This is a genomic window from Paenirhodobacter sp. CAU 1674 (assembly GCF_029222945.1).
Taxonomy (GTDB): Bacteria; Pseudomonadota; Alphaproteobacteria; order Rhodobacterales; family Rhodobacteraceae; genus Rhodobacter.
Map to the genome: position 1 here is coordinate 236623 of NZ_JARHUH010000003.1, position 18320 is coordinate 254942.

Here is an 18320-nt window from a genome sequence, read left to right on the forward strand (position 1 = left end):
TGGACCAAGCTGAAAGAGGCCCGTCGACCGACTGCGGGCCGCTGGATCAGTAGCTGTATTCGCCGTAGATCCGGCTCAGATCGCCCTGCCATTCGCCGTGGTATTTCTCCAGCAGCTCATCCGCGGGCACCCGGCCGGTTTCGACCGATTCCTCCAGCGCATTGAGGAAATGCGTCTCGTCCGGGATCAGCCCCCCGGCGCCGGGACGGGCCCGCGATTGCAGACCGGATTTCGCGATCGCAACCACTTCGCGCGCCAGATCGTGCAGCTTGACGCCACCCGCCGTGCCCTGCAACGCATCGCGCGCCGCGGCGACGCGCAGGCCCTCGCGGGTTTCGGCATCCCATCCCTTGACCAGATCCCAGGCCGCGTCCAACGCGCCCTGGTCATACATCAGCCCGACCCAGAGCGCGGGCAGCGCGCAGAGCCTGCGCCACGGTCCGCCATCGGCGCCGCGCATCTCGATGTATTTCTTCACCCGCGCTTCGGGGAAGACGGTGGTCATGTGATCGGCCCAGTCGCTGAGCGTCGGCTTTTCGCCCGGCAGCGCAGGCAGCTGGCCTTTCAGGAAATCGCGGAAGGACTGGCCAAGGGCATTGATGTATTTGCCGTCGCGGTAGACGAAATACATCGGCACATCGAGCACATAGTCGACCCAACGTTCATAGCCCGCGCCGTCTTCGAACATGAAGGGCAGCATGCCGGTGCGGGCCGGGTCCAGGTTTTGCCAGATATTCGCGCGCCACGACTTCATGCCGTTGGGCTTGCCATCGAGGAAGGGCGAGTTGGCAAACAGCGCCGTTGCCACCGGCTGCAGGGCCAGCGCCACGCGCATCTTCTGCACCATGTCGGATTCCGAGGCGAAGTCGAGGTTCACCTGAACCGTGCAGGTCCGATACATCATGGTCTTGCCCATGGTGCCGACCTTGTCCATGTAATCGGTCATCAGCCGGTAGCGGCCCTTGGGCATCATCGGCATTTCGTCCGCCCGCCAGTCCGGCGCGGCCCCCATCCCGATGAAGCGCGCGCCGATCCGGTCGGCGACCTGATGCACTTCGCGCAGGTGTTCATTCACCTCGTCGCAGGTCTGGTGGATGGTTTCCAGGGGCGCACCCGACAGTTCCAGCTGCCCGCCGGGTTCCAGACTGACGTTCGAGCCGTCGGGGAAGCTCAGGCCGATGATGTTGTCCTGCTCGTAGACCGGGGTCCAGCCGAAATCGTCGCGCAGCCCTTCGAGCATCGCCTTGATCGAGCGCGGCCCGTCGTAGGGCAGCGGTTTCAGCGTGTCCTGGCAATAGCCGAATTTCTCGTGCTCGGTGCCGATGCGCCAGTCGGATTTCGGCTTCTCGCCCGAGGCGATGTATTCGGCCAGTTGCTCGAACCGTTCGATCGGGCCGCCGCCCTGTTGGGGAATGGACATGGGCTCGCCTCTCAAACGTAACCGGGAAGGAACAGGTGGCGCGGGCGGGCGCCCAAGTCAAGCCTTGGGGGCAAGCTTCTTTGGCTCACGGGTCCACAGGCTCTGTGCAGCCACGCGCCGATCGAGCGCGGCGGTGAGCCGCCCCATGTCGATACCGGGCAGGCCGGCGAAGGCATCGTAAAGCGCCGCGGCCCCGGCGGCCGCGGTCGGGATCAGGATTGCCTGCCCATCCGCCCCCTTCAGCCGCCAGTAGTGCCGCCCGCGCAGCATCAGCAGGCGGATCTCGGTCAGATCGCGCAACGCGACATAGCCGCCCAAGCCCTGCCCCGCGCCGAAATAGCCGATCTGGCCTTCGTCGACCTCGACCATCCCGGGCGCGTCGATGGCCCGATCAAAGCGCACCCGGCGAAAGGCGATCAGCGACCAGGCCGCGCCCAATACGATGACGCCCGCGCCGAGTGGCCCCAACAGATACCCGCCGAGCGAGAACAGCCACAGCCCCAGCAGCGCCACGCCCGCCGCAGCCAGCACCTCGCGCCAGCGCACAAGGCCCGCCGCGACTTCGGGACGGATCACCGCCAATCCCCCAGATGCGACTGCCACAGCGTGATCGCCGCGCAGGCCGCGGTATCGGCGCGCAGGATGCGCGGGCCAAGGCTGATTGGTGTCACGAAGGGTTGCGCGCGCAGACGGGTGCGTTCGGGTTCGGAAAACCCGCCTTCGGGGCCGATCAGGATCGCCCATGGCCCCGGCGCCAGCCCTGCCAGCGTCTGTGCCGGGCCGACCAGGCTTTCATCGGCCCACAGGATGCGCCGCCCCGCGTCCCAGCCTTCCAGCAGCTTGCGCAGCGGTTGCAGGTCGGTCACCTCGGGCACCGCCGTGCCCAGGCATTGCTCGGCCGCCTCGACCGCATGGGCCTGCAGCCGGTCCTGCCGGATACGTTCGGAATTGGTGAAGTCGGTCTGCACCGGAACGATCCGCGCGCAGCCCAGTTCGGCGGCCTTTTCCACGATGAAATCGGTGCGCGCTTTCTTGATCGGCGCGAACATGAGCCACAGATCGGGCGGGTTCAGCTGCGGCGCAGCCTGCGCCACGCACAGCAGGCTGCCGCGTTTCTTGCCGGCCTCGGTCACGGTGGCGGTCCATTCGCCATCGCGCCCGTTGAACAGCGCGACATGTGCGCCCACCCCCTGCCGCATGACGCCGAAAAGGTAATGCGCCTGCGCCTCGGTCAAGGGCACGGGTTGCCCCGGGCCCAAGGGGTGCTCTACATGAAGTCTGATCTTTGCACGTTCCATGAGGCGAAATCTATGACCGGAGCGACCAAAACGCCAGAGGCCCCCACCGTCGAAAATGGCACCGTCGCCGATGCGGTGGGCGGCAACTGGGTGGACCGGCTGGCCCCGCCCGCCACGCGCCCCTATCTGCGCCTGTCGCGCGCCGACCGGCCGATCGGCACCTGGCTGCTGCTGCTGCCCTGCTGGTGGTCGATTGCGCTGGCCGCCGCCCATGACGCACCACGGCTGGGCGATTTGTGGCTGGCCCTCGCCTGCGCGATCGGCGCCTTCCTGATGCGCGGCGCGGGCTGCACCTGGAACGACATCACCGACCGCAAGATCGACGCGCAGGTGGCACGCACCCGTTCACGCCCGATCCCGGCGGGGCAGGTCACCGTGAAACAGGCGCTGGCGTGGATGAGCGTGCAGGTGGCGATCTCGGCGCTGATCCTGCTGAGCTTCAACACCGCCGCAATCGTGCTGGGGCTGCTGGCCCTGGGGCCGGTGGCGATTTACCCCTTTGCCAAGCGCTTCACCTGGTGGCCACAGGCGTTTCTGGGCATCGCCTTCAACTGGGGCGCATTGATGGGCTGGGTCGCACATACCGGCAGCCTGCACCCGGCGGCGATTGCGCTTTATGCGGCAGGCATCGTCTGGACGCTGTTCTACGACACGATCTATGCCCATCAGGACAAGGAAGACGACGCGCTGATCGGGGTGAAATCGACGGCGCGACTTTTTGGCGCGGACAGCGCGAAATGGCTGGGCGGGTTCCTGATCGCCTCGGTCGCGCTGATGACGATTGCGGTGCTCTGGGCGTTGCTGCCGCAGTCCGGGCCGGTGACGCTAGCGCTTGGTCTGGCGGCGCCCTGGGGCTTTGGCTGGCATATGCTGTGGCAGATGCGGCGGCTTGATATCGACAACCCCGATGTGTGCCTGCGCCTGTTCCGCGCCAGCCGCGATACCGGGCTGATTGCTGCGCTGTTTCTTGCCATCGCCGCAATCGTGTAATTGATCCGCCGGGGCCCGCCCCTTAAGGAAGAGCAGGAGCAACAGGCTGGGAGGCCCTGACCGCATGCGCGCGCGCACCACGATCATGACGACAACCGCCTTCGTTCTGGCGCTGCTGCTGGCGGCGGTAATCGCAGGCGGATCGGCGACAGTGATCGAGAAACGCTCGCGCAACGAATTGCGGCTGGCGCTGGAGGCGGCGGGCCACAGCTGGACCCGGATCGAGGCCGACGGCCTGCAGGTGATCATCATGGGCACCGCCCCTTCCGAGGCCGAGCGGTTCCGCACCCTGGCCCTGGCCGGCTCGGTGATCGAGGCCACGCGGATCATCGACAACACCGATGTCGAAAGCACCGCCGATCTGGCGCCGCCCGCCTTCTCGCTGCAGGTGCTGCGCAATGATGACGGGATCTCGCTGATCGGGCTGGTGCCCGCCTCGACGGACCGCAAGGCACTGCTGGCCGAGTTGAAGGCGGTCGCGGCCGACGGTCAGGTGACCGACATGCTCGAAACCGCCAACTACCCCGAGCCCGCAGGCTGGAACACCGCGATGAGCTTTGCGGTCACGACCCTGAAGACCCTGCCGCGTGCCAAGATCTCGGTCGATCCGGGCAAGGTGGCGGTCACCGCGATCACCGACAGCCCGGCGGAAAAGGCACGCATCGAAACCTCGCTTGCGCGCCGCCGCCCCAGCGATCTGAAGCTCAGCTTCGACATTTCCGCGCCGCGCCCGGTCATCACCCCCTTCACCCTGCGCTTCCTGATCGACGCCGAGGGCGCGCGCTTCGATGCCTGCTCAGCCGATACCGTCCGGGCGCGCGACCGGATTCTGGCGGCCGCCCGCGGCGTTGGCGCCAAGGGCGCGCAGGGCTGCACCGTCGGCATGGGCGTGCCCTCGCCCGACTGGGCCGCGGCCGTGGAAATGGGGTTGAAGGCACTGGGTGAACTTGGCGCCGGAACGATCACCTATTCCGATGCCGACATCGCGCTGATCGCCGCCGACAGCGTCAGCCCCGCCACGTTTGACAAGGTGGTGGGCGAGCTGGAATCGAACCTGCCCGAGGTCTTCTCGCTCAAGGCCGAGTTGCAGAAGAAACCCGAGACCGGCACCGGCGTGCCCGAGTTTTCCGCCACCCTGAGCGCGGATGGCCAGGTGCAGCTGCGCGGGCGGGTCAGCGACGACCGCCAGCGCGAGGCGCTGGAGAATTTCGCGCGCGCCCGCTTTGGCTCGGCAACCGTCTATGGCGCGACGCGTGTCGATGCCGCGCTGCCGTCGGGCTGGCCGGTGCGCACCATGGCCGCGCTTGAGGCCCTGCACGAACTGGCCGAGGGCGTGGTCTCTGTGCGTCCCGACCTGGTGAAGATCCGCGGGATCAGCGGCAATCCGGCCGCCAGCGACCAGATCGCGCGCATCCTGGCCGACCGGCTGGGCGAAAGCGCGCAGATCGAACTGGCCGTGCGCTATGACAAGCGGCTTGATCCGGTGCTGGGTCTGCCCGACGGGCCCGAATGCGTGGCCCGTCTGAATGCGGTGCTGGCCGAGAAGAAGATCACCTTCGAACCCGGTTCCTCGACGATCGCCGCCGAGGGGGCGCAGCCGCTGGATGCGCTGGCGGCGGCGATGAAGGATTGTCAGGATTTCCGCATGGAACTGGGCGGGCATACCGACAGCCAGGGCGGCGAAGAGATGAACCAGAAGCTGTCGCAGGATCGGGCGCAGGCCGTGCTGCGCGCCCTGCGCGAACGGCGCATTCTGGTCGGGAACCTGACCGCCAAAGGCTATGGCGAAAGCCAGCCGATCGCCGACAACGACACCGAAGAGGGGCGTGAAGCGAACCGCCGGATCGAATTCGTCCTGCTGGACGAAGCCCCGGTCGAGACCCCCGCCCCAGTGGCGGCCCCCGCCGAAGACAGCGCGACGCCGGAACAGGCCGCCGCCCTGCCCGAGGAAGAGACCGCCACCGAAGCCCCGATGGGTGACGAAGGCCCGATGGAAGAGGCCGCACCGATGGAGGGCGAAGCGGAAGCGGCAGGCGATGCGCCCCCCGCTGACAGTGCGACAGCCCCCGCCGGGGAAGATGCCGCGACGGAGCCGCAGGATGCCGCTGCTCCGACCGGCGGCCCCGCCCCGGATCACACCGCCGGACTGCCGCCCGAGGTGGCCGCCGCGCAAGACCCCGCGATCGAAATTCCCGTGGCCCCCGCAGCCGAGGCCCCCGGTCGACCGGCCCCGCGCCCCGCCACCCTTGGCGCCGCAGATTGAGAAGGCACAAAGCCCATGAACAGAACCGAATTCGTCATCGCCACGGCCATTATCCTGTTTCTCTCTTTCTGCCTGGGCTGGTTCGCCTCCTGGCTGATCCATCGGCTGACCCGGGTGACCCGCGCCGACATGGGCGAGCTGGAGCAAATGGCGCAGGCCCTGCACGAGGCCGAGGAAAACCGCGATCAGGCGATCACCTATATCGAAGCGCGCGAGGCCGAACTGATGAACCAGCTCAGCCAGACCGAAGCCGAGCTGCGTGCCGCAATGGACGGTCTGCGCGACGCACGTCACGAGGCCGAGGAGCTGCGCGCCTATATCGACCGGATGAACGGATCGAAATAAGGCCTGCTGATCCCGCGCAGGCCGCGGGGGTTTCACACCCCCGCACCCCCGTGGGATATTTCGGCCAAGGTGAAGGGGTTCAGAGCGCGCGGACCGGGGCCGGACGGATCAGAGGAGCGGCCTCGATCACCAGCGGCTTGAGATCGGCGCCGCCCTGCGCGATGTGATCCAGCAGCCCCGCGCGCATCGGTGGCGACCAGTTTTCATTGATATGCGCGGCCACGCCCGCCGCCTGATCGCCGGTCTGGCTTTCGAAAAACGTGGCGATCTGATTGGCCATTCTGGTCAGCTTGTCAGCGGCATTCATGCGGCGTCGTCCTTGGTCTGGGCCGGGGCAGTATAGCACACCAGCCGGTTTTCGCGCGGGCTGCGGGCAATCAGCGGCAGGCCTGCGGCCTGTGCCTGTTCGACCGCCAGCGCAGTGGGCGCCGAAGGGGCGATCAGCGCCCCCGCGCCGATGATGGCCGCTTTCTGCACCAGATCGACCGACAGCCGCGAGGTCATCACCACCGCGCCGCTGCCCGGCGTGATGCCCGCCGCCGCCAGCGCGCCTGCAAGCTTGTCCAGCGCGTTGTGCCGCCCGATATCCTCGCGCAGCAGGACAAGCCCGCCGCCTTCGGTCCAGAACCCCGCGGCATGGCAGGCCCGGGTCGCATCCTGCAACGGTTGGGCTGCGCGCAGCGCATCCAGCGCCCGGGTGCCGGATGCTGTCGAAAGGGGCAGTGCGCGGGTGCCGGGCAGCGGGCGCAACGCCTGCGCCAGGCTGTCGATACCGCACAGCCCGCAGCCCACCGGCCCGACCGTTGCACGGCGCCGTTCGGCGAAGCGCGCGCTGGCGGGTGCGGCAAGCCAGGCGCGCGCCTCGATCCCGCCGGGCTGTGCCACGATCTCGCGGCGCAGGATTTCGGCGGGGCTGGCGATCAGCCCCTCGCTGAGCGCGAATCCGATCAGGAAATCCCCTAGATCGTCGGGGGTGGCCATCATCACCGCCTGGGTGGTGCCGTCGAAGACCAGCGCCACGGGCACCTCGGCGGCAAGCACTTCGGGGCCGCCATCGGGTCGTGTGACAGCGACCGCGCCTTTCATTCGGCAGCCTCGATCCGGCGGGCGGCGGCGGCCTGCGCAGCATAGCGTTCCTGCCAGTCGGACGGCCCGTTCGACAGCGCGACCTGCACCGCCGTCACCTTGTATTCCGGGCAGTTGGTGGCCCAGTCCGAATTGTCGGTGGTCACCACATTGGCCTGCGTCGTGGGGTGGTGGAAGGTGGTATAGACCACCCCGGGCGAGACACGGTCGGTCAGCACCGCGCGCAGCGTGGTATCGCCCGCGCGCGAGGCCAGCCGCACCCAGTCGCCCTCCTTGATGCCACGGGTTTCCGCATCATGCGGGTGGATTTCCAGCACATCCTGATCGTGCCAGACCACATTCGCGGTGCGCCGGGTCTGCGCACCCACGTTATACTGCGACAAGATCCGCCCGGTGGTCAGCAGCAGCGGGAACCGCGGCCCGGTGCGTTCCTCGGTCGGGACATAGGCGGTGCGGATGAACCGCCCCTTGCCGCGCACGAACCCGTCGACATGCATGATGGGCGAGCCTTCTGGCGCGCTGTCGTTGCACGGCCACTGGACCGAGCCGCGCTCGTCCAGCATCGCATAGGTCACATTGGCGAAGCCGGGCGTGGTCGCGGCGATCTCGGCCATGATCTCGCGCGGGTGGGTATAGCTCCAGCCCGCGCCCATCGCATTGGCCAGCATCTGCGTCACTTCCCAATCGGCATAACCGTTCTTCGGCGCCATCACCCGGCGCACCGGGTTGATCCGGCGTTCGGCATTGGTGAAGGTGCCGTCCTTTTCCAGGAAGGTCGAGCCGGGCAGGAAGACATGCGCGTAATTCGCGGTTTCGTTCAAGAACAGGTCATGCACGATCACGCAGTCCATCGCCGCCAGACCGGCCGAGACATGGCGGGTGTCGGGGTCCGATTGCAGGATGTCTTCGCCCTGAACATAGAGCCCCTTGAACTGCCCCGCGACGGCGGCATCCAACATGTTGGGGATGCGCAGGCCCGGTTCCGGGTCCAGCGTCACGCCCCAGGCGCGCTCGAAAATCGCGCGGGCGGCATCGTCCGAAACATGGCGATAGCCGGGCAGTTCATGCGGGAAGCTGCCCATGTCGCAGCTGCCCTGCACGTTGTTCTGGCCGCGCAGCGGGTTCACGCCCACACCCTCGCGCCCGATATTGCCGGTCATCATCGCAAGGTTGGCAATCGCGATGACGGTGGTCGAGCCCTGGGAATGCTCGGTCACGCCCAGACCGTAATAGATCGCGGCATTGGGCGCGGCGGCATAGGCGCGCGCCGCCTCGCGCAGCAGGGGGGCGGGCACGCCGGTCAGGCCCTCGACCGCCTCGGGGGCATAGTCGGGGTTCTGCACGAATTCGATGTAATCGGCCCATTCGTCCAAATCGCAGCGCTCGGCGATAAACGTGCCGTCCCGCAAGCCCTCGGTCACGATCACATGGGCCATCGCGGTCAGCACCGCGACATTGGTGCCCGGGCGCAGCGCCAGATGCCAGCTTTGGCCCAGATGCGGGGTTTCCAGCAGGTCGATGCGGCGCGGGTCGATCACGATCAGCTTGGCCCCCGCCCGCAGCCGTTTGCGCAGGCGCGAGGCAAACACCGGGTGGCCATCGGTCGGGTTGGCGCCGATCACCACCGCCAGGTCGGTCTTTTCGACGGAATCGAAGTTCTGCGTGCCTGCCGAGGTGCCGAAGGTCTGTTTCAGCCCATAGCCGGTGGGCGAATGGCAGACCCGGGCGCAGGTGTCGGTGTTGTTGGTGCCAAACACCGCGCGCGCCAGTTTCTGCACGAGGAAGGTTTCCTCGTTGGTGCAGCGCGAGCTGGTGATGACGCCCACCGAATCCTTGCCGTGACGGGCCTGAATGGCGCGCAGCCGGGTGGCGGTGAAGTCCAGCGCCTCGGCCCAGCTGACCTCGCGCCAGGGCTGGTCGATGCTGTCGCGGATCATCGGGTTCAGGATGCGGTCGGCATGGTTGGCATAGCCATAGGCGAAGCGGCCCTTGACGCAGCTGTGGCCGCGGTTCGCCTGACCGCCCTTCCAGGGCACCATCCGCACCAATTCATCGCCACGCATCTGCGCCTCGAAACTACAGCCGACGCCGCAATAGGCACAGGTGGTCACCACGCTACGCTCGGGCGTGCCGATCTCTTCGACCGATTTTTCCACCAGCGTGGCGGTCGGGCAGGCCTGCACGCAGGCGCCGCAGCTGACGCAATCGGACGACAGGAAATCGGGCGCGGCGGGGCTGATGCGGGCGTCAAAGCCACGCCCCTCGATCGTCAGCGCGAAAGTGCCCTGCACCTCTTCGCAGGCGCGCACGCAGCGCATGCAGACGATGCATTTCGCCGGGTCATAGCTGAAATAGGGGTTCGAGACATCCTTCGCGATGTAGCGCGGGTTCGCCTCGCCATTGCTGCGCGTTTCGAAATGGTTCTCGCCCGGGGTATAGCGCACCTCGCGCAAACCCACCGCGCCCGCCATATCCTGCAATTCGCAATCGCCATTGGCCGCGCAGGTCAGGCAATCCAGCGGGTGATCCGAGATATACAGCTCCATCACCCCGCGGCGCAGGCGCTTCAGATCCTCGGTCTGGGTATGCACCTGCATGCCTTCATGCACCGGCGTCGTGCAGGAGGCCGGCGTGCCGCGCATGCCGTCGATCTGCACCATGCACAACCGGCACGAGCCGATCGGCTCCAGACTGTCGGTGGCGCAAAGTTTCGGAATCGCGATCCCGGCCTCCTGCGCGGCGCGCATCACCGATGTGCCCGCAGGCACCGTCACCGCCACCCCGTCGATGTTGAGCGTGACGGGTTTGCCCGCGCGGGCGGGTGTGCCCATGTCCTTGTTCCAGTCCTTGGTCGGGATGATGAAATCCTTCATTCCGCAGCCTCCTGAACAGGCGTGAATTCTTCGGGGAAGTGGCGCAACGCCGACAGCACCGGATAGGGCGTGAAGCCGCCCAGCGCACATAGCGAGCCGAGCTTCATCGTGTTGCACAGGTCTTCCAGCAGCGGCAGCGCGGCCCTGTCGCCCGCCGCCACCCGGTCCAGCGTTTCGACGCCCCGCACCGCGCCGATCCGGCAGGGTGTGCATTTTCCGCAGCTTTCCACGGCGCAGAATTCCATCGCGAACCGCGCCAGCCCCAGCATGTCGGCGCCCGCGTCATGCACGACCAGCCCGGCGTGACCCACCAGCCCGCCCTGACCCGCGAATTCCTCGTAGCAGAAGGGCAGGCCGAAATCCGACACCGGGTGATACGCGCCCAACGGCCCGCCAACCTGCACCGCCTTGACCGGGCGCCCGCTGGCGGTGCCGCCGCCGATCTCGGTCACGATCTCGCCCAGGGTGATGCCAAAGCCGGTTTCGAACAGCCCGCCGAAGCGCACATTGCCGGCGATCTGCAGGGGGATGGTGCCGCGCGACCGCCCCACACCAATATCGTGATAGGCCTGCGCGCCATGCGCCATGATCCACGGCACGGCGGCCAGACTGAGCACGTTGTTCACCACCGTCGGACGCCCCATGAACCCTTCCAGTGCGGGCAGCGGCGGCTTGGCGCGCACCACGCCGCGCTTGCCCTCCAGCGAGTTCAGAAGCGAGGTTTCCTCGCCGCAGACATAGGCGCCCGCACCGACCCGGATTTCCAGATCGAACCCCTGCGGATGGCCCATGATGGACGGTCCGATCACCCCGGCCAGCGTGGCGATTTCGACCGCCGCGCGCATCTGGCGGATCGCATCGGGATATTCCGACCGGATATAGACGAAGCCGCGCGTGGCCCCGGTGGCCAGCGCCGCGATGGTCATGCCCTCGATCAAACAGAAGGGATCGCCCTCCATCAGCATGCGGTCGGCAAAAGACCCGCTGTCGCCCTCGTCGGCGTTGCACACGATGTATTTCGGCGTGGCCTTGGCATGCAGCACCGTGCGCCACTTGATGCCCGTGGGGAAGCCCGCCCCCCCGCGCCCGCGCAGCCCCGAGGCCGCGATTTCATCGACCACCGCTTCGGGATCGCACGCAAGCGCCGCGCGCAGCCCCGCCAGACCGCCCTGCGCCTCATAGGCATCCAGATCCAGCGGGTCGATCAGCCCGCAGCGCGCGAATGTCAGCCGAGTCTGACGTTTGAAAAACGCGATCTCCTCGGTCAGGCCCTGCGCCTTGGGGTGAGTTTCGGGCGCCTCGAACAGACCGGCCACATCGGCCGGGGTCATCGGTCCAAACGCCATCCGCCCGGCGGGGGTTTCGATCTCGACCAGCGGTTCGAGCCACAGCATCCCGCGCGAGCCATTGCGGAGGATCTGCACCGCAATCCCGCGCCGTTCGGCCTCGGCCACAATCGCCGCCGCCACCGCATCCGCGCCGCAGGCCCGCGCCGCCGCATCCATGGGCACCCAGATCTTCATGCCGAAACCTCCGCCACCAGCGCATCCACAGCGGCGCCATCCAGCCGCCCGACCAGCCGGTCGTCGACCATCGCAGCGGGCGCATTGGCGCACAGGCCCAGACAATAGACCGCCTCCAGCGTCACGCCATTCTTCGTCTCGCCCAGCCGCTGCCCAAGCGCCGCCTCCAGCCGCACCTGCACGCCCGCGCCGCCCATCGCCTGACAGGCCTCGGCGCGGCACAGCTTGATGATATGGCGCCCGGCGGGGGCCGCGCGAAAATCGTGATAGAAGCCCACGACGCCCGCCACCTCGGCCCGGCTCAGGCGCAGCGCACCCGCGATCGGGTCCAGCGCGGCATCGGGAATATGACCGAATTCGGCCTGAACATCGTGCAGGATCGGCAGCAGCGGCCCTTCGCGCCCGGCATGGACATGCAAAATCTCGCTCAGGCGCGCGGCGTCGAACATGGCTCTTCTCCCGGAATGGCTGGGATTCAGCTAACGCGACATCATAGGGAAATCAATTCGCATGGACCGTTGCCTGATAGGTTACCCCTATCAATCCGCCACCCTGCGCGCCTCGGAAATCAACGCGCGCAGGCTCGGCGTATGGGTCGGACGATGCGCCACGATCAGCCCGACGCGATGCTGCGCATCCGGCGAAGTCAGCGGCCGCGCGACGCACCCCGGCGGCAATGCGAACCCTTCGCACAGCGCCTCGGCCAGAATGGCGGCCCAATCCCCCGTGGCCACATGGCTAAGCAGCGCGATGGTCGAATTCGACTCCACCCGCGGCGCGACCTGTGCGCCCGCCTCGGCCAGATGCGCGTTGATCAGATGGCGGTTCTGCATGTCCGGCGTCAGCAGGCACAGCGGGCGCGCCGCCGCCTCGGCCCAGGTCAGCGGCGCGTCATCGCTGCCACGCTCGACCAGACGATAGCGTTCAGTCCACAGCCCGACCTCATCGACCCGGCCCAACCCGGCCCCGTCCAGATAGGTGATGCCCGCATCCAGTTCCTGCGCTGCGATCCCATCGCGGATCTCGGCAGACGAGCGTGACAGCACCGTCACCCGCGCCGCCCGGTTGCGCGCCAGATAGGGCGCCGTCAGCCGCGCCACCCGCGGCAGCGCAGTCGGGATCACACCGATGCGCAGATGCCCCGCAACACCGTGGCGCGCCTGCCGCATCTCGTCTTGCAGCGCGCGCGCCTCGCCGACGATCCGGCGGGCATGATCCAGCACCTGCTGCCCCTCGGGCGTCAGCCCCTGATACCGCGCGCCGCGAAACACCAGCTGCACGCCCAGGCTTTCCTCTAGCGACCGGATCGCGGAGCTCAGCGTCGGCTGGGTCACACCATAGGCCACCGCCGCGCGGCCGAAATGCCCCTCGCGCGCCAGAACCATGAACATCTCGAGCTTCTCGATCATGGCCCCACGCTAACGCGCCCGAATTGCGCGCGCCAGTGCTGCTTCTTCTTGGCAAAAATACTCAATTTCCACGCTCTTCCGAAAAACCCCGCTCAAATCCGACAAAGCCCCCGGCTGCGGCTTGTTCCCCTGCAACGGACCCCCTACATCGGAGCCATGGATTTCAATCGCCTCCTTCCCTTTGGCCGCAAGGCCCCGCGCGTGGCCGTGATCCGGCTGCAAGGTGCGATCGGCGCCACCCGTCCGGGCGCACAGGGCCTGTCGGATGCCGCGCTCGGGCCCCTGATCGAGCGCGCCTTCAAACGCGGCAAACCCTGCGCCGTGGCGCTGGTCGTCAATTCGCCCGGCGGCTCTCCGGTGCAAAGCTCGCTGATCGCCGCGCGTATCCGGCGGCTGGCCGAGGAAACCGGTCTGCCCGTGCATGCCTTTGTCGAGGACGTGGCCGCCTCCGGGGGCTATTGGCTGGCCTGTGCCGCCGATGACATCTGGGCCGACGCAACCTCGATCGTGGGCTCGATCGGGGTGATCTCGGCGGGCTTCGGGCTGCAGGGCCTGATCGACAAATACGGGGTCGAACGGCGCGTGCATACCGCCGGCGGGGCGAAAAGCTTCATGGACCCGTTCCGCCCGGAAAAGCCCGACGATGTGGCCCGGCTGACCCGGCTGCTGGAAGACATGCATCTGGCCTTCAAGTCCCATGTCGTCGCCCGGCGTGGTGCGCGGCTGAACGGCGAGGCCGATCTGTTCACCGGAGATGTCTGGACCGGCAGGCAGGCGGTGGAGATCGGGCTGATCGACGGCGTGGCGCATGCGGTGCCAAAGCTCAAATCGCTTTATGGCGACAAGGTGCGCTTCATCCCTTACGGCCTGCGGCAGCCGTGGCTGCGCCGCTTTGGCGCCGACGCGGCCGGTGCGGTGATCGAGGCGGCAGAGGAACGCGCGCTTTGGGCGCGTTTCGGGCTGTAACCCATGCTGATCAAGGGAATGACCCTGTTTCTGGTAGTGATGGCGGTGCTGGCGATCTTCGGCAAGCTGCGCCTGCCCGGACTCAAGCGCCCCGGCGCCCGGCGCGTGGCGGGACGCTGCCCCAGCTGCGGACGCCCGAAAATCGGATCGGGGCCCTGCCCCTGCAAGAACAAGGGGGCATAGGTGCTCTGGGATCTGTTTCTGATCGCGGCCGGTCTTGGCCTGCTGGTGATTGCCGGTGACCTGCTGGTCAAGGGTGCGGTCAACCTGTCGCTGCGGCTGGGCATCCCGGCGCTGATCGTCGGGCTGACGGTGGTGGCCTTCGGCACCTCGGCGCCCGAAATGATGGTGTCGGTCGCCGCCGTTCTGAACGGAACGCCTGACATTGCACTGGGCAATGTGATCGGGTCGAACACCGCCAATATCCTGCTGGTGCTGGGCATCCCCGCCATCATCTCGGTCATCCGCACTGACGAGCAGGATCTGCGCGAAAGCTATCTCATCATGCTCGGTGCAAGTGTGCTGTTCATCTTGCTGAGCTTCATGGGACCGATCGGCTGGCCGCATGCGCTGGTGCTGCTGGCCGCGCTGGCGCTGATCCTGACGCGGCAGATCCGCGAGGCCCTGGCCCATCGCGCCGAACGCGCCGGAGAAGAGATCGAGGGCGCCGACCTGCACATGGGTTGGCCGCGGATCGGGGCTTATATCCTGGCTGGCCTGATCGGCCTGCCGCTGGGCGCGAATTTTCTGGTCGACGGCGCCAGTTCGATCGCCCGCGCCTACGGGATTTCCGAGGCGGTAATCGGGCTGACGCTGGTTGCGGTTGGCACCTCGTTGCCAGAACTTGCAACCTCGATCACGGCCGCGATCAAGGGGCGGGCGGATGTGGCCCTGGGCAACGTGATCGGGTCGAACATCTTCAACCTGCTGTGCATCATCGGCGTGGCCGGCCTGTTCGGACGGATGCCGGTGCCCGCCTCGATGCTGCATCTCGACCTTTGGGTGATGCTGGGGGCGGCACTGCTGATCGCGCCCTTCATCTTCTATCGCTGGTCGTTCCGGCGGTTGATCGGCATCGGTTTCACCGGCATCTATGTAGCCTATGTCATCGTTCTGGTGACGGCGGACAAGGTGTGAACGATGGCACGGGCACTAATCACCGGGGCGGCAAAACGGCTTGGGCGCGCAATGACGCTCTATCTGGCCGGGCGCGGATATGACGTCGCAATCCACTACCACGGTTCGGCAGAGGCCGCCGAGGCGACCGCAGCCGACGCGCGTGCCCTGGGCGTGCGGGCCGTGCCCCTGGCTGCCGACCTGCTGGACGAGGCGCAGACCGCCACCCTGATCGACCGCGCGACGGATGCCCTGGGGGGGCCGCTGGATGTGCTGGTCAACAACGCCTCGATCTTCGAATATGACACCATCCGCACCGCCACCCGCATCAGCTGGGACCGGCATTTCGAATCGAACCTGCGCGCCCCTTTCGTGCTGACGCAGGACTTTGCCGCACAGGTGCCGCCCGCCGATCGCACCGGCCCCGAGCCGCGCGCGCGGGGGCTGGTCGTGAACATGATCGACCAGCGCGTTCACAAGCTGACGCCCGAATTCATGTCCTACACCCTGGCCAAGATGGGGCTTTGGGCCCTGACCCGCACCGCCGCGCAGGCGCTGGCGCCTGACATCCGCGTCAACGCGATCGGCCCCGGGCCGACCCTGCAAGGCACGCATCAAACCGCAGAAGCCTTCGCCCGGCAACGCGCCGCGACCGTGCTGGAGCGCGGGGCGGACCCCGCCGATGTCTGTGCCGCACTGGGGTATTTTCTGGACGCCCCCGCAGTCACCGGCCAATTGCTGTGCGTCGATGGCGGCCAGCATCTGGGCTGGAAAACCCCCGATGTTCAGGGCCGTGAATAGCGCCGGGCAGGTGACCCAGCGACAAGTTGTCCACGCTGCAGCACGGCGTAACAAAAGTGTTACGATTTCCTTAATTGAATCAGTGGGTTGCCACGGGTGTAAAAAATTATCGTTTATTTGCAGCGTGTTATAATTTTGCTCAAAAAACAGGCACATCAACAAACCCGGCGCAAAACAAGGAAAAATCCGCTCTGCCCAAATCTTTCCAACAGAGTTATCCACAGAAACCGTGGACAGGTTTACACTTGAACTCGCCCTTCCGACGTTGCAGCGCCACCGGGAATCGAAGCGTTAACAAAAGGTAAAGATGACTGACGCGCCCTCCCCGTCCGACACGCCAGAGCCCGGCCCCCCGCCGCGGCTGAAAGGCCATGCGCTGATCGCGGATTACGTCACCCGGCTTGACGGCTCGCCCGGCGTCTACCGGATGCTGAATGCCGCCCAAGAGGTGCTGTATGTCGGCAAGGCGCGCAATCTGAAGGCGCGGGTGTCGAACTATGCGCGCCCCTCGGGGCATTCGGGGCGGATCGCGCGGATGATCGCGGAAACGTCCTACATGATGTTTCTGACGACCCGGACCGAGACCGAGGCGCTGCTGCTGGAACAGAACCTCATCAAGCAGTTGAAGCCGCGCTACAACGTGCTGCTGCGCGACGACAAAAGCTTCCCCTATATCGTCATCCCGCAGGACCACCCGTTCCCGATGATCCGCAAACATCGCGGGGCGCGCACCGTGAAGGGCGCCTATTTCGGACCCTTCGCCTCGGCCAGTGCGGTCAACCGCACGCTGAACCATCTGGAACGGGTGTTCCAGCTGCGCAACTGCTCGGACGCGGTCTTTGCCGCGCGCACCCGGCCCTGCCTGCAATTCCAGATCAAGCGCTGCTCGGCCCCCTGCGTGGGCCGGATCTCCGAGGCGGACTATGCCCGCACGGTCGAGGATGCTCAGCGGTTTCTGGAAGGCAAGTCGACCGCCATCCAGAAGGAACTCGCCGCCGAGATGATGGCCGCCTCCGAGGCGATGGAATATGAACGCGCCACCGCCCTGCGCGACAGGATCGGCGCGCTGACCAATGTGCAGCAAAGCCAGGGCATCAACCCGCGCGGCGTGGCCGAGGCGGATGTGATCGCGCTGCATATGGAAGGCGGGCAGGCCTGCGTGCAGGTGTTCTTCATCCGCGCGCATCAAAGCTGGGGCAACCACGATTTCTATCCCCGCACCGGATCGGGGGCCGAGGCGCCCGAGGTGCTGGAGGCGTTTCTGGCGCAGTTCTACGATGCCAAGGAACCACCGCGCCTGCTGCTGCTGAGCCACCCGATCGAGGACGAGGATCTGATGGTCGATCTGCTGTCGGCCCGCGCCGGGCGGCGGGTCGAGATCGCCGTGCCGCAGCGGGGCGAAAAGGCCGAACTGGTGGAAAACGCGCTGCGCAATGCGCGTGAAAGCCTTGGGCGGCGAATGTCGGAATCCGCAGCGCAGGCCCGGCTGCTGGAAGGCGTGGCGCAGGCCTTCGGACTGCCTGCCCCGCCCCGGCGGATCGAGATCTACGACAACTCGCATATCCAGGGTGCCCACGCGGTCGGCGGCATGGTCGTGGCTGGCCCCGAAGGGCTGATCAAAAGCCAGTATCGCAAATGGAACATCAAGGGCGAGGATCTGACCCCGGGCGACGATTTCGGCATGATGAAAGAGGTGATGACCCGGCGTTTCGGACGGTTGATCAAGGAAGACCCGGATCGCAAGGGCGAGCATTGGCCCGACCTGCTGCTGATCGACGGTGGCGCGGGGCAGGTTTCGGCGGTGGCGGAAATCATGGCCCAGATGGGCGTCAGCGACATTCCGATGGTGGGCGTGGCCAAGGGCATCGACCGCGACCACGGCAAAGAGGAATTCCACCGCATCGGTGCGCGCCCCTTCGCGCTGCAGCGGCAGGACCCGGTTCTGTATTACATCCAGCGCCTGCGCGACGAGGCCCACCGCTGGGCGATCGGCGCGCATCGCGCCAAACGCGCCAAGGCCACCATGGCCAACCCGCTGGATGAAATCCCCGGCATCGGCGCAACCCGCAAACGCGCGCTGCTGGCGCATTTCGGCTCGGCCAAAGCGGTCAGCCGGGCGGGCATCACCGATCTGACCGAAGCGCCGGGCATCAGCCAGGCGATGGCCGAAACGATCTGGAACTTCTTCAACGACAAAACTTGACGCGCGGGCCGGGGCGGCGTAGCGCGC

Annotated in this window: 17 protein-coding genes; 8 read left to right on the top strand and 9 right to left on the bottom strand. The window is 67.0% G+C overall.

The features are described from left to right. Nucleotides 1–46 precede the first annotated feature (46 nt). Genes P2G62_RS05660 through P2G62_RS05670 form a run of 3 tightly spaced genes read right to left on the bottom strand, consistent with a single transcriptional unit; the run spans nucleotide 47 to nucleotide 2718 of the window. Nucleotides 47–1420: a glutamate--cysteine ligase gene (locus tag P2G62_RS05660; RefSeq protein WP_275733906.1), complete on the bottom strand. Its 1374-nt coding sequence runs from the start codon at nucleotides 1418–1420 to the stop codon at nucleotides 47–49. Nucleotides 1421–1477: 57 nt separating this feature from the next. Then, the gene (locus tag P2G62_RS05665; RefSeq protein ID WP_275733907.1) at nucleotides 1478–1996 is read right to left on the bottom strand and encodes a hypothetical protein; all 519 of its coding nucleotides are present in this window, start codon (nucleotides 1994–1996) and stop codon (nucleotides 1478–1480) included. Further along, nucleotides 1993–2718: a 16S rRNA (uracil(1498)-N(3))-methyltransferase gene (locus P2G62_RS05670; RefSeq protein WP_275733908.1), complete on the bottom strand. Its 726-nt coding sequence runs from the start codon at nucleotides 2716–2718 to the stop codon at nucleotides 1993–1995. Before P2G62_RS05670 ends, P2G62_RS05665 begins: the two co-directional genes overlap by 4 nt. A gap of 12 nt (nucleotides 2719–2730) precedes the next feature. Here P2G62_RS05670 and ubiA point away from each other — a divergent pair, with 12 nt between their 5' ends. From ubiA to P2G62_RS05685, 3 genes are all read left to right on the top strand, one after another. After that, nucleotides 2731–3708, top strand: coding sequence for a 4-hydroxybenzoate octaprenyltransferase (ubiA, locus tag P2G62_RS05675; RefSeq protein WP_275733909.1), 978 nt, complete (start codon nucleotides 2731–2733; stop codon nucleotides 3706–3708). A gap of 64 nt (nucleotides 3709–3772) precedes the next feature. Further along, nucleotides 3773–5971, top strand: a complete 2199-nt coding sequence (locus P2G62_RS05680) for an OmpA family protein (RefSeq protein ID WP_275733910.1) — start codon at nucleotides 3773–3775, stop codon at nucleotides 5969–5971. Between the two features lie 15 nt (nucleotides 5972–5986). Further along, nucleotides 5987–6316 carry a hypothetical protein gene (locus P2G62_RS05685; protein WP_275733911.1) on the top strand — a complete coding sequence of 110 codons (330 nt, stop codon included), beginning with the start codon at nucleotides 5987–5989 and terminating at the stop codon, nucleotides 6314–6316. 79 nt (nucleotides 6317–6395) lie between these two features. Here the strand turns inward: P2G62_RS05685 and P2G62_RS05690 are convergent, their stop codons facing one another. The 6 genes from P2G62_RS05690 to P2G62_RS05715 all read right to left on the bottom strand — a co-directional run bounded on the left by P2G62_RS05690 (nucleotide 6396) and on the right by P2G62_RS05715 (nucleotide 13207). Beyond that, nucleotides 6396–6623, bottom strand: coding sequence for a formate dehydrogenase subunit delta (locus P2G62_RS05690; RefSeq protein WP_275733912.1), 228 nt, complete (start codon nucleotides 6621–6623; stop codon nucleotides 6396–6398). Continuing rightward, nucleotides 6620–7402 (bottom strand): formate dehydrogenase accessory sulfurtransferase FdhD, encoded by a 783-nt coding sequence (gene fdhD, locus P2G62_RS05695; protein ID WP_275733913.1) that lies wholly within the window; start codon nucleotides 7400–7402, stop codon nucleotides 6620–6622. Before fdhD ends, P2G62_RS05690 begins: the two co-directional genes overlap by 4 nt. Beyond that, entirely contained in the window at nucleotides 7399–10275 is a 2877-nt protein-coding gene (gene fdhF, locus P2G62_RS05700) for a formate dehydrogenase subunit alpha (protein ID WP_275733914.1), read from the bottom strand. Before fdhF ends, fdhD begins: the two co-directional genes overlap by 4 nt. Beyond that, nucleotides 10272–11798 carry an NADH-ubiquinone oxidoreductase-F iron-sulfur binding region domain-containing protein gene (locus P2G62_RS05705; RefSeq protein WP_275733915.1) on the bottom strand — a complete coding sequence of 509 codons (1527 nt, stop codon included), beginning with the start codon at nucleotides 11796–11798 and terminating at the stop codon, nucleotides 10272–10274. Before P2G62_RS05705 ends, fdhF begins: the two co-directional genes overlap by 4 nt. After that, nucleotides 11795–12247: an NAD(P)H-dependent oxidoreductase subunit E gene (locus P2G62_RS05710; RefSeq protein WP_275733916.1), complete on the bottom strand. Its 453-nt coding sequence runs from the start codon at nucleotides 12245–12247 to the stop codon at nucleotides 11795–11797. The genes P2G62_RS05705 and P2G62_RS05710 overlap by 4 nt, the downstream gene beginning before the upstream one ends. Nucleotides 12248–12337: 90 nt before the next feature. Further along, complete coding sequence (locus tag P2G62_RS05715; protein WP_275733917.1) at nucleotides 12338–13207, bottom strand: LysR family transcriptional regulator; 870 nt, start codon at nucleotides 13205–13207, stop codon at nucleotides 12338–12340. A gap of 156 nt (nucleotides 13208–13363) precedes the next feature. Here P2G62_RS05715 and P2G62_RS05720 point away from each other — a divergent pair, with 156 nt between their 5' ends. The 5 genes from P2G62_RS05720 (at nucleotide 13364) to uvrC (ending at nucleotide 18293) form a co-directional block, all read left to right on the top strand. Continuing rightward, the gene (locus P2G62_RS05720; RefSeq protein WP_275733918.1) at nucleotides 13364–14173 is read left to right on the top strand and encodes a S49 family peptidase; all 810 of its coding nucleotides are present in this window, start codon (nucleotides 13364–13366) and stop codon (nucleotides 14171–14173) included. 3 nt (nucleotides 14174–14176) lie between these two features. After that, nucleotides 14177–14356, top strand: coding sequence for a hypothetical protein (locus P2G62_RS05725; protein ID WP_275733919.1), 180 nt, complete (start codon nucleotides 14177–14179; stop codon nucleotides 14354–14356). Continuing rightward, complete coding sequence (locus tag P2G62_RS05730; protein ID WP_275733920.1) at nucleotides 14357–15310, top strand: calcium/sodium antiporter; 954 nt, start codon at nucleotides 14357–14359, stop codon at nucleotides 15308–15310. 3 nt (nucleotides 15311–15313) lie between these two features. After that, on the top strand, nucleotides 15314–16090 hold the full coding sequence (locus P2G62_RS05735; protein ID WP_275733921.1) for an SDR family oxidoreductase: 777 nt from the start codon (nucleotides 15314–15316) through the stop codon (nucleotides 16088–16090). Between the two features lie 307 nt (nucleotides 16091–16397). Further along, nucleotides 16398–18293 (top strand): excinuclease ABC subunit UvrC, encoded by a 1896-nt coding sequence (gene uvrC, locus P2G62_RS05740; protein WP_275733922.1) that lies wholly within the window; start codon nucleotides 16398–16400, stop codon nucleotides 18291–18293. The last annotated feature ends 27 nt before the right edge of the window (nucleotides 18294–18320 follow it).